Genomic DNA, 13713 nt, shown 5'->3' on the forward strand with positions numbered 1-13713 from the left:
TCGAGTACCTGGGGATCATCGCGGTGGTGGTGGCCATCGTGCTGGCGATCACGGGGACGGACATCGGGCAGACGATCCTCGACAAGATCAAGGCACAGGTCGCCAAGGTCGCTCCTTGAGGCGACCGCGCACGTACGGCGATGCAGGGCAGGCCTTCCCCATCTACATCACGGTGGTGGGGGGCCTGCTCTTTCTCGCGTTCGCCTACTTCGCGGTCGGCCAGGCCGCGGTGAACAGGAATGGCGCAGAAACGGCTGCAGATGCGGCGGCGTTGGCGGCGGCACAGGACACCCGGGACCAGCTCGCGGACCAGTGGGTGAAGGACGTACGCGATCCGACGAAGTGGCAGGACATCTTCAGCGGCAACGTCCAACTTCCCAGGCTTTCATGCTGGCGTGCTGGTCAGCTGGCTGATCAGAACGACGCCCGTGTCGAGGCTTGCCGTCGGCCCACTCTGCTGAGCTACGAGGTCGCGGTCAGGACGGCGAAGCCCGTCGGCGACTCGCTGGTCCCCGGAACGGAGAGCCGGTATTCGCACGAGTCCGCGATCGCCGTCATCCAGCCCCTGTGTACGTTCCAACCCCTTACTGAGGGAGCTGGAAGCGACGCATTGCCGTCCCTCATCTGTAATAAGCGCACTTGGCCTTTGGATCCGAAACACCTCACCGACCTTCCAGAGCCCAAGGACTTGTTCGACGTCCACCTGGCCGACCGATAAGCGAACGACGAGTGATGAAGGAAGCAGAGCAATGAGCATTCGGTTCACTGCGAAGGCCCACCGAGGGCTGGTCGCGCTGACCGTGGCGGCCGGGCTGGCCCTCGGTGTGGCCGGTTGCGGCGGCGGTGAGGACAGTAAAAAGCCCGATACCTCGGCTTCCGCGTCCAAGGGAAGCAATCCTAAGCCGAGTACTCAAGAGGGATCGGATCAGCTGCTGGCCGAGTTGAAAGGCCCCAACAGCCTTCTTCTTCAGATCACGTCTGCGAAGCGCGACTCGGGCGGATTCGTCACAGTGAATGGCACGATGAAGAATGACGGCGGTCAGAGCGTCATCATTCCCTCGAACCTCAGTGGCAACGAGACCGAGATCATCAGAAACGGCAGTTCACTGGGCGGCGCGACACTTGTGGATCCCAAAGGGAAGAAGCGCTACTACGTGCTCCGGGACACCGACGGCCGGCCTCTGACAACTACAGGGCTGCCTTCCCTCAAGTCGGGCGAGTCCATTCCCGTCTTCATGCAGTTCCCTTCACCGCCTGCCAGTACGACGGACGTCGACTTCCAGCTCCCAGGGTTTGCCGCGGCCACGATCAAGATCTCCGGGTGAGGCAGCCACCATGACCCACACCCGGACTCACCCGCGCCTGACAGCCGTCCTCGCGGCAGCCACCCTCATCGCCACCGCCAACCTCTACGGCGCAGTGGCGGCCCATGCGGACGACACGACACCGAGCGTGCCCCCGGGCACGGAACCCTCCGCGTCCGCCCCCGTGAAGGTCGATCCCAACGACCCCGACCTCAAGCTCCCCGAGGGAGCGACGCTCGCCGCGCCCAAGGTGCTGGACATCAAGTCGGTCGTCGAGGACCAGGGCGGCGAGGAGCGCAGGGAGGACACGAACACGGACGTGACGTTCGCCCTCCAGGCAGAAGTGCTCTTCGCCAAGGACAGCGCCAAGCTGAGCGACGCCGCGAAGTCCCGTATCGACGCGATCGCGCAGGAGATCAAGAAGCAGAAGGCGACCCAGGTCAGAGTCTTCGGCTTCACCGACAACCTGGGCACCCACGAGCACGGAGTGGTCCTCTCCAAGCAGCGGGCCAACGCCGTACAGGACGTCCTCTCCCAGGAGCTGAACGACCCGAACCTCACCTTCGACGTACGCGGCTACGCCGAGCAGTACCCCATCGCGGACAACTCCACTGAAGACGGCCGCAAGAAGAACCGCAGGGTGGAGGTCACCTTCCCCCGCACCCAGAACTGACCCCCACAGCAGGCGATCGGCCCTCCCGCCCTGATCCCCCGGATGAGGGTGCGGAGGGCTTCGCGGATGTCGGCGGGGCCCGGCGGTGTTTGGGCGTCGGTTTGGGTCCACGGGCCCATCCTGGGCGGCCGGTTGCTTCCTAGCCTCCCCCTAGTCGCGTCAACACGGGGGAGTGAGCATGGCCTCGATCGGGGGAGTGCCGGAGTTCGAGGGGGCGTGGCCCTCCGGGGACGGCGGGCGCAAGCGGATGCCGCGGTCGCTGTCCGTGGCGCTGGTGCTCGTGCACATGTTGTTCGCCGCCACCGTCCTCGGCGGAGTCGGACTGTTGCTCACCGCTTCGTCGTACGACGCACTCGACGGCGGAGTCGTCGCGCTCACCGCCTGGGCCGCCGCGCCCGGTGTCCTCGGGTGGTGGCTGGCGCGGCGGACATGGGAGGGCGGGACCTGGGTCCGGTGGGCGCTGATCGGCGTGCAGGCCTGGCTGATCCTCGGCGGGCTCGCCAACCTCACCGCCGGGTCCGCGCGCGGAGGCGTCCAGCTCTTCCTGCCGATCCTGATCGTCTACTTCCTGCTCCAGTCCGAGAGCCGGGAGTGGTACGAGTTGCCGGAGCTCGACCGGGCCGAGCGCCGGGCCTTCTCCCTCTCCCGGATGATCCGGTGGCGGCGGGGGGACGAGGGGCAGACCGCGATCGAGTACGCGGGGATGGTCGCGATCGTCGTGGCCATCGTGACCGCGCTCGTGGTCAGCGGGCTGGGCACGCAGATATTGGGGGGCATACAGACCCAGGTCTGCAAGGTCGTGGGCGCGGGGTGCGCGGCCCCGACGGGCGGCACCGGTGACACGGACACCAACGCCAAGGGCAAGAACACCGGCACAGGCACGGGCAACACAGGCACGGGTACGGGCAACACCGGCACCGGCAACAACAACACCGGCAACACCACCACCGACGGCGGCAAGAACAACAACAACGCTCCCACCAAGCCCGACGACAAGAAGCCTCAGACCCAGTCCCAGGGTGACAAGAAGAAGGACGACGGTTGCTTCTCCGGCGTGGGCGCCTTCTTCGGCTGTGCCGGGAACCAGGTCAAGCAGGTCGGGCAAGGCCTGTTCGTCGACGGCGTCTGGGGCGACCTCAAGGGGATCTGGGGCCTGGTCAGCCACCCCGTAGACACCGTCAAGGGCATCGGCGACTACGGCAAGCAGCTCGGCGAGGACTGGTGGAAGAACTCCAAGGGCGCCCGCGACAAGTGGTCCAAGGGCGATTACTTCGGTGCCGTGTGGGGCTGGGGCGGCGCCTCGCTGAAGACGGGCGGGACGGTCCTCTACGACCTGTTCATCGGCGACGACGTGGCCAAAGACTGGAAGAACGGCGACAAGACCCGCGCCGTCACCCACGTCATCTGGAACGTCGGCTCGCTCTTCATCCCCGGCTACGACGGCGCCAAGGTCGTCGAGAAGTTCAGCGAGCTGGGCAAACTCGGCAAGCTCGGAAAGCTGGGCGAACTCGCGGAGAAGGCCGGCAAGGCGGCCGAGGACGCGAAGAGGGCGGCCAAGGCCGGGGACGTGGAGGGCGCCGAGAAGGCGGCCAAGAAGGCCGACGAGGCGGCGGACGAGGCCGAGAACAAGGCCGAGAAGTCCGGCTGCACCATCTCCGCCCCGGCGCGCCGGGTCCCGTACGGCGACGGCCCGCACGACGACCCCGCCGCCCCCCTCACCGGCTCCTCCGGCACCGGCACCACCGTCCTCGCGGCCGGCGCTTCCTCCCCCTACGTGATCCTCGCCGAGGACGGCTGCGACGAAGAGGCCAAGAAGGAAGCCGAGGAGGCCCGCAAACAGGAGCGTGAGGCCTACCTGGCCAAGAAGCGTGCGGAGGAGCCGGGCCGTGCGGCGAAGGCAGCCCAGAACAAGAAGCAGTGGCCCGATCCCAAGCACAACGACACGTCCGACCCCCGCAACTACAACCCGCCGGACTGGGCGGCGAACCTCAAGAATCACCCGCTCGGTGACGCGGACAAGGGCGACGGATACTGGGCGAGCCGGGACCGGAACCCGTCGCCCAATTGGAAGAACGAGTCGTGGCTCCGCTACCAGGAGCAGATCACCGGCACGGTTCGGGGCGAGGAATACGTCGTTCCGTACCCCAAGGAGGGCGTCCCCGACGTCGAGTTCGACGGCTGGGACTCGGGCAGGCAGACATACCTCGAGGCGAAGAACGGCTACAACGGCTACCTCTCCAAGAGCAATCCGGGTGAATTCACCCCTTCCGGCAAGGCCGAGTTCGTCACGGAGGCGAAGAGGCAGGTGGCGGCGGCCGGCGGCAAGGCCGTGGAGTGGCATTTCTCGAACCCCGAGGTCGCCAAGGCCGCACGTCGGGCCTTCCGGGAGGAGGGACTGAACATCAAGGTCGTCTACACGGAGCAGAAGCCGGTCGGCGGCACGCGCAAGCCCGGTGCGTTCGGCTGACCCGGCCGTGGCGAAGGACTCGACTAGGGTGACGGCGATCGGACCTGACACGAGCGGCGACGACGGAGGCATGGGATGCGGCGTCTGGTGCGAGGCTTCTGGGGCCCCCGGGAGGAGTCGGTCGAGGGCTTGGCCGGCCGCTGGGCGGCAACGCTGGAGCAGCTGACCCGGCTGCTTCCCCAGGCGGACCTGCCGGCGACGTGGGACGTGGTCCGCGCTTCCGGGCCGGCCACCCCAGTGAACGCCGAGAGGTCGGCATTGCTCGGCGCTCTGACGGCGGCGCGGGCGGCGGATGACTGGTCGGAGGGCACCGGCATCGCGCTGCGGCTCGTCGCCGCCGGGGCCCCAGGATGGGAGATCGAGGTGAGCGGGCTGGCGGGAGGTACTCCGGAGTTCCTGCTCCAGTCGCTCGTGATCGGCATCCGTACACCTGCGGACGTGGAACTGCCCGGCGGTGAGCTCCTGGCCGTACTCGCCGAGATTTGGGCGCCCGACTTCGGTGATCTGACCGACGACGACGTGATGGACGCCCTGGAGGACGAGGCCGGCTACGAGGTCGGTGACCCCAGCGTGGGATGGGCCGGCTACCTCTCAGCGGCGAGGGCCGGGCTGCTGCCCGACGACCTGACCGTACCGCGCAAGGAGGTACGTGGGGGCGGCACGCTGCTCGACATCGCACCTCCGGGCGACACGGCGCCCGTGGTCCGCGTCTACGAGCGGTTGCGGACCGCCGGCGCGCTCCAGCCTCTGCCCCGCCCGATGGACCGGGCGACACTGTGACCGCCCGCGTCGGCGAGCAGTTCGCTCTGCACCGCGCTGTCTCCGACGTCGAGCACCTGCTCGCCGAATTCCTCCCCCCGGAAGGCCCGGTGGAGGTTGTTCATGATCCGGCGACCGGTGAGTGGGCCGGGGCGCGGGGTGGGGGTTTTGCCTTCGTCCCGCTCTGGGAGAGTGAGTCGCTGGTTGGGGTGTACGCGCCTGAGTGGAATGAGGTCGAGGAGGTCGCTGAGGGGCATCTGCGCGCGCTCATCGGGGAATTGGAGCGGCGTTGGGGTGCTCATCGGGTGGTGGGCATGCGCGTGCCGTTGTTCCGGAGGGTGGCGCAGGAGCCCATGCCTCCGTTCTTCCAGGCGTTGTGCGACAACGATCTCCTGGGTGACCTCGCGGTGTGGGGGCCGGTCCCCGGCGGGCCCCATGGGGACGATCGGTGGGTGGCCGTGTCCCTCAATCAGTCCGACGGGGATGCCCCGTTCGTCCTCGCCGTGGCCGTCGCCGACCACCCGGTCGTCGAGTTGGAGGACGACTGACGTACGCCGGCGTCAGGTCGTCACGCGCACCAGCACTCCCGCCCGCAGCCCCCACCCCGCCATCGCGCCCGCCTCGGACTCCAGGACGTGGCGCGAGCGGGGCCGGGGCAGGCCGAGGCGGCCCGGGGGCATGGTGACCACCGTGATGACGCGCAGGTCGCGGTCGAGGTAGGCGACGTCGATCGGGATGCGCATGCGGAAGGTGTGCACGCTGCTCGCGGGGGACAGCAGCATCGCGCCGTCGACCGACGTGCGGCCGAGCAGCCCCTTGGTGCGGGCGCGGTACGAGGTCGCCAGCTCCAGCGGGACCGTCACCGGGTCCCCCGCTCCGTGCACGGTGAGCTCTCCCCGCCCGTCCTGCCAGCGCCGCCGCCCCATGTCCCGCCGCCTTCCGTTTCGTCCCGTCCCGTCGCCGTCCGCCGTGCCGGCCATCGACCGTAGCCCCGCGGCAGTGGGCCCCGCATGGGTCCACGGGCCCATGCCACGCCCACCGGCACGGGATTAGGGTCCCCGCGTGCGCGTAACTCTCACGCTCCTCGCCGCCCTGTGGGGCGCCGGCGCCGGACTGCTGCTGCCCCGCGCCGCGCACCGGCTCTCGGTCGAGGCGGAGCAGCAGTGGCGCGGGGAATGCCCCGGAGGGCACCCGCTGGGCGGGTCGTTCGGCGGGTGGGTGGGCCGCGCCCGCTGCACGGCCGCACCGGCCTGCGGGACGTACGGGCCGGGGACAGCCGCCGTCGTGACGGTGACCGTCCTCGTCTGCGCCGCGCTGGCCGCGGCCACCGGGCCGCGCCCCGAGGGCGTGGTCTGGCTCCTGGCGGCCCCGGTCGGCGTGCTGCTCGCGCTCGTCGACCACCGTGTGCACCGGCTGCCCGACGTGCTGACCCTGCCGCTCGCCGCCGCCACCGCCGCGCTCCTCGGGCTCGCCGCCCTGCTGCCGGGCGCCGCCGGCTCCTGGCCGACGGCCCTGCTCGGCGGGCTCGCCCTCGGCGCCACGTACTTCGTCCTCTTCCTCGTCAATCCGTCCGGCATGGGCTTCGGCGACGTCAAGCTGGCGCTGGGGCTGGGCGCCGCCCTCGGGTGGTACGGGTGGCCGGTGCTGATCCTGGGCGGCTTCGCCGGGCTGCTCTACGGCGCCGTGTACGGGCTCGGTCTGGTCGTGCTGCGGCGCGCGGGGCGCAAGTCGGCCATTCCGCTGGGGCCGTTCATGCTCGGCGGGGCTCTCACCGGGCTGCTGCTGGGCGCCGCGGCCGCGGCCTGAGCACACCCGCTCGTGACGTGACCGCCGTACCACGAGCAACCGCAAGCAACCGCAAGCAACCGCAAGCAACCGCAAGCAACCGCAGGCCACCAGAAGAAACCGGAAGAAAATCGCGGGCGGTCGCCGGGCCTTCACTGCGACGATCGCCTCATGGCCAACCCCGACCAGGAATCCCGTACCCAGCAACCCCGTACCCGCGAATCCCGTACCTTCGACGAACTCGTCACGGAAGGCGCCGCCGTCCCCACCGACGGGTGGGACTTCTCGTGGTTCGAGGGGCGGGCCAGTGAAGCGCGGCCCTCCTGGGGGTACGCCGTGTCGCTGGCCGGGCGGCTCGCCGGCGCGAGTGCCGTGCTCGACGTGCAGACCGGGGGCGGGGAGGTCCTGGCCTTCGCCCTCGACCGCGCCGGCCACGACCCGGCGGCACCCACCGTCCTCGCCGCCACCGAGGGCTGGCCGCCCAACGTGGCAAAGGCCACCGCACTGCTCCGCCCGCGCGGCGCGGTGGTCGTCGCCTCCCCGGAGGCCGCGCCGCTGCCCTTCGCCGACGGGGCCTTCGACCTGGTCGCCAGCCGCCATCCCGTACGGCCGCACTGGGCCGAGATCGCCCGCGTCCTGGAGCCCGGCGGGACCTACTTCGCCCAGCACGTGGGACCCGCCAGCGTCTTCGAGCTCGTCGAGTTCTTCCTCGGGACGCAGCCGGAGGCGACGAAGAACGCCCGCCATCCCGACCGGGAGCGGGCGGACGCGGAGGCGGCCGGGCTGGAGATCGTGCGGCTGCGCGCCGAGCGCCTGCGCGTGGAGTTCCACGACATCGCCGCCGTGGTCCACTTCCTGCGCAAGGTGATCTGGATGGTCCCCGGCTTCACCGTCGAGGCGTACGAGCCGCGACTGCGCGCACTGCACCAACAGATCCGGGAGCAGGGGCCGTTCGTCGCACACAGCACCCGCCACCTCTTCGAGGCGCGCAAGCCGGGCCCGGGGAAGTGAGCCGGCGAAGTGGGCCTGGGAAGCGAGCCCGGGAAACGAGCCCCGGGAGCGGGCCCGGGGAGTGAAAAAGCCGCGAGGGACCGGGCCGCGGTGGTGGCCGGGAATCGACGTGTCCGCGCGCGCTTCGGGCCGCGCCGGCCGCCGTCATGGTTTCCACATCGTTATCGGCAGCCCCTCGCGTCACCCGTTCGCCTCGCATAAGTTCAGACCAAGGTGATTCGCGTCAGCAAAGCTGCGCTTGCGGCATCGCGCAGTGGAGGGGGCTGCGCGGCGCCGCGTCCCCTGGCCGGGCGTCAAGCGGGCGTTCGCGGCCGGGTCGCCCGCAGGAGGGACGCACGGCGGGCGCGGGGACAACTCGCCGAGCGACCCCCGAACGGCTCAAACCCTCAGAAGTTGGCCGCATTCCGTCGCTTCTTCCTGAGAATCAGCTGTGAACCGGCCAAGATCCGACGCGGAATGATGGCTTCCACCGCTTTCGCCGCGTCGCCGGGCGATTCCGGAGAGTAGTTGTGGCACGCCGATGCACGCAGCATCACTTACGAAGGGTTATGGTGGAAACCCCCCCTCGGGCCGGTCCGTCTCCCCCCCACGGACCGGCCCGTTTTTCTTGTACGACAGGTACGAGTCGCGGGGCGCCCCGCTGATACAGGCACCCGATCCCGGCACCGCCCCTCACCCGGCCCATTGAGGCACCCTGGGAAGTCGGGGGTAGGCTTCGCCCCCGGGGACCGCCGTACGGAGGGGCTGACGAACACGTGAACCTGCGCGACAAGCTGCGCGGCCTTCTGGTCAGGCTGTACGCACGCCGGGTGGAAGGCCACCTGGACCACGCTCAGGTGCCCAAGCACATCGGCGTCATCATGGACGGCAACCGGCGCTGGGCGAAGGCCGCGGGCTCCACCACCGCCCAGGGCCACCGGGCCGGCGCGGACAAGATCGAGGAGTTCCTCGGCTGGTGCACCGAGACGGACGTCCAGGTCGTCACCCTCTGGCTGCTGTCGACCGACAACTTCGACCGCCCCCAGGAGGAACTCGTCCCCCTCCTCGGCATCATCGAGGACGTCGTGCGCTCGCTCGCCGCCGACGGCCGCTGGCGCGTGCACCACGTCGGGACCATGGACCTGCTCCCGGCCGGCATGCAGGCCACCCTCAAGGAGGCCGAGGAGGCCACCGCCCACGTCGAGGGAATAGTGGTCAACGTCGCCATCGGCTACGGCGGCCGCCAGGAGATCGCCGACGCCGTGCGCTCGATGCTCCTGGACGCCCACGACAAGGGCACCCCGCTGGAGGACCTCGCCGAGGCCGTCGACGTGGACATGATCGGCCGCCACCTCTACACCAAGGCCCAGCCCGACCCGGACCTCGTGATCCGCACCAGCGGTGAGCAGCGGCTGTCCGGATTCATGCTCTGGCAGACCGCGCACTCCGAGTACTACTTCTGCGAGGTCTTCTGGCCGGCCTTCCGCAAGGTCGACTTCCTGCGGGCGCTGCGCGACTACGCCGCCCGCCACCGCCGCTACGGCGGCTGAGGACCCGCCCGCCACCAGGATCACCCCTTCCCGGGCAGGGCCCGGCGGAGGACATAACCCCTCTTCACGAGGAGTTCATCCGCGCGCCGTTCCGTGCATTTGCATGGCCGCGCGCGTTCGAGGGCATAAGCCAGACAGGTCGACTCCCGAACCACGGGTGTCGGATCTCAGCGGGCGGCTCGGGGCCGTCCGCCCGGGAGGCCCTTTGCACCAGCCCGACCGTGCGGTCCCAGCACGGACGAAGACGCGGAGGGCCGGTCTGCGGCCCGCCGCGTGCGGGGCCGTGAACCGGCCTCACTGGTTCCCGCCCGCCCGGCCCAGTCTCCATCCCGTCGCTCCCCGACCTCATCCGAGGGGGTACGTCCTTCCGTGGTGACCAGCACAAAGCGCCACAAGCCAGACCGGCGCACCTATGTTCTCGACACCAGCGTCCTGCTGGCGGACCCGAACGCCCTGACCCGCTTCGACGAGCACGAGGTAGTGCTCCCCATCGTCGTGGTCACGGAACTGGAGGCCAAGCGGCACCATCCCGAACTCGGCTACTTCGCCCGGCAGGCCCTGCGCCTCCTGGACGACTACCGGGTCCGGTACGGCCGCCTCGACGCCCCCATTCCGACCGGGGACCTCGGCGGGACGGTCCGGGTCGAGCTCAACCACTCGGACCCCAGCGTGCTGCCCACCGGCTACCGCCTGGGGGACAACGACTCCCGCATCCTCGCGGTCGCCCGCAACCTGCAGGCCGAGGGGTACGACGTCACCGTCGTCTCGAAGGACCTGCCGCTCAGGATCAAGGCGTCGTCCGTCGGGCTCCTCGCCGAGGAGTACCGCGCCGAACTCGCCATCACGGACTCCTCCGGCTGGACCGGAATGTCCGAACTGACCCTGCCGGGCGAGCAGGTGGACATCCTCTTCGAGGAAGGGCACGTCCACGTCCCCGAGGCCGCCGCGCTGCCGGTGCACACCGGTCTGACGATCCAGTCGGAGCGCGGGAAGGCCCTCGGCCGGGTGACGCCCGAGGGCGGCGTCCGCCTGGTGCGCGGCGACCGGGAGGCGTTCGGCATCAAGGGCAGGAGCGCGGAGCAGCGCATCGCGCTGGACCTGCTGCTCGACCCGGACGTCGGGATCGTGTCGATGGGCGGCCGGGCCGGCACCGGCAAGTCGGCGCTGGCGCTGTGCGCGGGCCTGGAGGCGGTCCTGGAGCGCCGGCAGCACCAGAAGGTGATGGTCTTCCGCCCGCTGTACGCGGTCGGCGGGCAGGAGCTCGGCTATCTGCCCGGCAGCGAGGCGGAGAAGATGAGCCCGTGGGCGCAGGCCGTGTTCGACACGCTGTCGGCGGTCACCTCCCGCGAGGTCATCGAGGAGGTCACCGCGCGCGGGATGCTCGAGGTGCTGCCGCTCACCCACATCCGGGGACGCTCGCTGCACGACGCGTTCGTCATCGTGGACGAGGCGCAGTCGCTCGAGCGGAACGTACTGCTGACCGTTCTGTCCCGGATCGGCGCCAATTCACGGGTCGTTCTGACCCATGACGTGGCACAGCGGGACAACCTGCGGGTCGGCCGCTACGACGGTGTGGTCGCCGTGGTGGAGAAGCTGAAGGGGCATCCGCTCTTCGCCCATGTGACGCTGACCAGGTCCGAGAGGTCCCAGATCGCGGCCCTTGTGACCGAAATGCTGGAGGAGGGGCACATCTGATCGGTTCCGCCCCCACCCGTCCCATCCTGGGGCGGTGACGCGGAAGTTGGCGCCGTTCGGCAAAGGCTCAGAGCCTAGCCGGGCGGCGCCTTCGCGTGCGGGGGTTTCAGGAAAACCCATGGGCCAAACGAGATGTGAGCTTTCACACGCACCCCGGAATTGCCTTGCGGTGTTTGGTTACGGCAGAGTCTCGGTTCTGTCAGGCCCCGCATACGGCACAGCTGTACCCCCTGGGGGCACCACCCAGGCGTTAAGCCCTGGGGGAGGTACGGCACCACATGAGCACCACCCAACTCCATAGCGTCGCCGTATGCCGCCCGAGCACCACGAGGCGCTTCCCGCAGGGGAGTTGCCCACCGGGCCCGCGCCTCCCGTGACCCCGCAGTTGGGAGGCCAGTGTTCAGGGGCACGATCGCGTCCGCCAGGGTCACCGAAGCGGGCGATGCTGGAAGGAAACCGTGTGAGCCGGATCTCGGTCCGGGGATTCGCAGTGGCCTCCGCCACCGCGGTCACCGCTGTCGGTAGCGTCGTCGGCGTTGCCTCGGGCAGTGTCGCCCAGAACAACGACGCCGAGGCGACCGCAGCCGACGCGACGCTCCTGTCGGACATACCGGTGGGCCAGCAGGCCCAGGTGCAGACCGCCTCCCTCGCGCAGCAGGCCGACGCCCAGGCCATCGCCGCCGACACCACCGCCAAGAAGGACGCGGAGGCAGCGGCGCGCAAGGCCGCCGCCGAGACCGCGATCGCCAAGAAGGCGGCCGCCGAGAAGGCGGAGAAGGAGGCCAAGGAGCGCGCCGAGGCCAAGAAGGCCGCCAGCCGCAGCGCCACCCGGGACGCCTCCAGCTTCCCCGTCCAGAGCTCGTACACCGTCGCGCAGGTCCAGGCGATCGCGCGGCAGATCGTGCCGAGCGGCCAGTTCCAGTGCTTCAGCAACATCGTGAACCACGAGTCCACCTGGAACTACCAGGCCGTCAACCCCTCCTCCGGCGCCTACGGCCTCGTGCAGGCGCTGCCCGCCGGCAAGATGGCCTCCGCGGGCGCCGACTGGCGCACCAACCCGGCCACCCAGATCAAGTGGGGCCTGAACTACATGAACCAGCGCTACGGCAGTCCCTGCGACGCCTGGTCGTACTGGCAGGCGAACGGGAACTACTGAACCCGGCCGCCGCTTCTCAACCCCGCGCAGCCCCTCCCCGTCCTAGGGGGAGGGGCTGTCGCCATGTAGCGTCTGACGGAACGACTCCAGGGGGGAGTGGTGGGGAGAGACGGGGGAAGAGGACGGATCATGTCGCGAGTGCCAGGGTGGCTCGGCCGGCTCGGCGCCGGACTGACCGAGATGGGTGAACGGCTGGACGAGCGCCGCGCCGAGGTGGAGAAGGAGCACGCCGAGCCCGCGCCGGAGCCGGCCGCCGGCGACGCCGTGCCGCTGCCCGACCACGTGACCGTCGTACCGGCCCGCCCCGACCCCGCCCAGGCCGTGCCCTGGGGCGTACGGGTCGCGGCCGAGGCGGGCTGGCGGGTGCTGGTGCTCGCGGGCACCGTCTGGGTGCTGATGCGGGTCATCAGCGCCGTCCAACTGGTGGTGCTCGCCTTCGTGGCCGCGCTGCTCATCACCGCGCTGATGCAGCCGACAGTGGCCCGTCTGCGCCGCTACGGCCTGCCGCGCGGGCCGGCCACCGCGCTCACCGCGATCCTCGGCTTCGTCATCATGGGGCTGATCGGGTGGTTCGTGACCTGGCAGGTCATGGAGAACATCGACACGCTCTCCAACCAGATCCAGGACGGCATCGACGAGCTGCGCAAGTGGCTGCTGAACAGTCCGTTCCACGTCACCGACAAGCAGATCAACCAGATCGCCAAGAACCTGCGGGACGCCATCGGCGCCAACACCGACCAGATAACGTCGGCGGGCCTGGAGGGCGTGACCGTCGTGGTCGAGGCGCTCACCGGCATCCTGCTGACCGTCTTCTCCACGCTGTTCCTGCTCTACGACGGGCGGCGGATCTGGGAGTGGACGCTGAAGCTGGTGCCGGCGGCGGCGCGGCCGGGTGTCGCCGGCGCGGGGCCGCGGGCGTGGCGGACGCTGACGGCGTATGTGCGGGGCACGGTGATCGTGGCGCTGATCGACGCCATCTTCATCGGGCTCGGGATCTACTTCCTGAACGTGCCGATGGCGGTGCCGCTGGCCGTGTTCATCTTCCTGTTCGCCTTCGTCCCGCTGGTGGGGGCCGTCGTGTCCGGGGCGCTGGCGGTGGTGGTCGCGCTGGTCACGCAGGGTGTGTTCACGGCGGTGATGGTGCTCGTGGTGGTGCTGGCGGTGCAGCAGATCGAGGGACACGTGCTGCAGCCGTTCATCCTCGGGCGGGCTGTGCGGGTGCATCCGCTGGCCGTGGTGCTCTCGGTGGCCGCGGGCGGCATGATCGCGGGCATCGGCGGCGCCGTGGTGGCCGTGCCGCTGGTGGCGGTGACCAACACCGTGGTCGGTTATCT

The 13713-nt window shown here is 70.0% G+C and carries 14 protein-coding genes; 12 read left to right on the forward strand and 2 right to left on the reverse strand.

Going from position 1 to position 13713, the window contains the following annotated elements; all coding sequences use genetic code 11:
* The first annotated feature begins 115 nt into the window (after positions 1-115).
* The 6 genes from IE249_RS05615 to IE249_RS05640 all read left to right on the forward strand — a co-directional run bounded on the left by IE249_RS05615 (position 116) and on the right by IE249_RS05640 (position 5751).
* Positions 116-718 (forward strand): pilus assembly protein TadG-related protein, encoded by a 603-nt coding sequence (locus IE249_RS05615; RefSeq protein WP_189703608.1) that lies wholly within the window; start codon positions 116-118, stop codon positions 716-718.
* Positions 719-749: 31 nt separating this feature from the next.
* The gene (locus tag IE249_RS05620; protein ID WP_189703609.1) at positions 750-1325 is read left to right on the forward strand and encodes a hypothetical protein; all 576 of its coding nucleotides are present in this window, start codon (positions 750-752) and stop codon (positions 1323-1325) included.
* Between the two features lie 10 nt (positions 1326-1335).
* Positions 1336-1977 carry an OmpA family protein gene (locus IE249_RS05625; RefSeq protein ID WP_189703610.1) on the forward strand — a complete coding sequence of 214 codons (642 nt, stop codon included), beginning with the start codon at positions 1336-1338 and terminating at the stop codon, positions 1975-1977.
* A 178-nt stretch (positions 1978-2155) separates the two neighbouring features.
* Positions 2156-4444 (forward strand): Tox-REase-5 domain-containing protein, encoded by a 2289-nt coding sequence (locus tag IE249_RS05630; RefSeq protein ID WP_229857580.1) that lies wholly within the window; start codon positions 2156-2158, stop codon positions 4442-4444.
* A 75-nt stretch (positions 4445-4519) separates the two neighbouring features.
* Entirely contained in the window at positions 4520-5224 is a 705-nt protein-coding gene (locus tag IE249_RS05635; protein ID WP_189703611.1) for a hypothetical protein, read from the forward strand.
* Entirely contained in the window at positions 5221-5751 is a 531-nt protein-coding gene (locus IE249_RS05640; protein WP_189703612.1) for a hypothetical protein, read from the forward strand. The genes IE249_RS05635 and IE249_RS05640 overlap by 4 nt, the downstream gene beginning before the upstream one ends.
* A gap of 12 nt (positions 5752-5763) precedes the next feature.
* On the opposite strand, the gene IE249_RS05645 is transcribed toward IE249_RS05640, so the two are convergent.
* Positions 5764-6129, reverse strand: coding sequence for a DUF192 domain-containing protein (locus IE249_RS05645; RefSeq protein WP_189703613.1), 366 nt, complete (start codon positions 6127-6129; stop codon positions 5764-5766).
* A 136-nt stretch (positions 6130-6265) separates the two neighbouring features.
* Here IE249_RS05645 and IE249_RS05650 point away from each other — a divergent pair, with 136 nt between their 5' ends.
* Together IE249_RS05650 and IE249_RS05655 are read left to right on the forward strand one after the other, a co-directional pair.
* On the forward strand, positions 6266-7009 hold the full coding sequence (locus IE249_RS05650; protein WP_189703614.1) for a prepilin peptidase: 744 nt from the start codon (positions 6266-6268) through the stop codon (positions 7007-7009).
* Positions 7010-7159: 150 nt separating this feature from the next.
* Positions 7160-7999 (forward strand): methyltransferase domain-containing protein, encoded by an 840-nt coding sequence (locus tag IE249_RS05655; RefSeq protein ID WP_189703615.1) that lies wholly within the window; start codon positions 7160-7162, stop codon positions 7997-7999.
* Positions 8000-8385: 386 nt separating this feature from the next.
* Here IE249_RS05655 and IE249_RS36355 read toward each other — a convergent pair whose 3' ends face one another.
* On the reverse strand, positions 8386-8535 hold the full coding sequence (locus IE249_RS36355; RefSeq protein ID WP_229857582.1) for a hypothetical protein: 150 nt from the start codon (positions 8533-8535) through the stop codon (positions 8386-8388).
* A gap of 219 nt (positions 8536-8754) precedes the next feature.
* Between IE249_RS36355 and IE249_RS05660 the strand changes: the two genes are divergently transcribed.
* The 4 genes from IE249_RS05660 to IE249_RS05675 all read left to right on the forward strand — a co-directional run.
* Positions 8755-9528 (forward strand): isoprenyl transferase, encoded by a 774-nt coding sequence (locus IE249_RS05660; protein WP_189703616.1) that lies wholly within the window; start codon positions 8755-8757, stop codon positions 9526-9528.
* A 369-nt stretch (positions 9529-9897) separates the two neighbouring features.
* Entirely contained in the window at positions 9898-11223 is a 1326-nt protein-coding gene (phoH2, locus tag IE249_RS05665; protein WP_189703617.1) for an RNA 5'-3' helicase PhoH2, read from the forward strand.
* A gap of 460 nt (positions 11224-11683) precedes the next feature.
* Positions 11684-12379: an aggregation-promoting factor C-terminal-like domain-containing protein gene (locus IE249_RS05670; protein WP_189703618.1), complete on the forward strand. Its 696-nt coding sequence runs from the start codon at positions 11684-11686 to the stop codon at positions 12377-12379.
* 129 nt (positions 12380-12508) lie between these two features.
* Positions 12509-13713, forward strand: a 1205-nt coding sequence (locus tag IE249_RS05675) for an AI-2E family transporter (RefSeq protein WP_189703711.1), incomplete at its 3' end; no start/stop codon positions are given.

The organism is Streptomyces anandii JCM 4720 (genome assembly GCF_014650655.1).
GTDB classification, from domain to species: Bacteria; Actinomycetota; Actinomycetes; order Streptomycetales; family Streptomycetaceae; genus Streptomyces; species Streptomyces anandii.

Bases quoted from the DNA above. Each gene is read 5' to 3' on its own strand.
- IE249_RS05620 (WP_189703609.1), top strand. From the start codon at position 750: ATGAGCATTCGGTTCACTGCGAAGGCCCACCGAGGGCTGGTCGCGCTG.
- IE249_RS05625 (WP_189703610.1), top strand. From the start codon at position 1,336: ATGACCCACACCCGGACTCACCCGCGCCTGACAGCCGTCCTCGCGGCA.
- IE249_RS05630 (WP_229857580.1), top strand. From the start codon at position 2,156: ATGGCCTCGATCGGGGGAGTGCCGGAGTTCGAGGGGGCGTGGCCCTCC.
- IE249_RS05635 (WP_189703611.1), top strand. From the start codon at position 4,520: ATGCGGCGTCTGGTGCGAGGCTTCTGGGGCCCCCGGGAGGAGTCGGTC.
- IE249_RS05645 (WP_189703613.1), bottom strand. From the start codon at position 6,129: ATGGGGCGGCGGCGCTGGCAGGACGGGCGGGGAGAGCTCACCGTGCAC.
- IE249_RS05655 (WP_189703615.1), top strand. From the start codon at position 7,160: ATGGCCAACCCCGACCAGGAATCCCGTACCCAGCAACCCCGTACCCGC.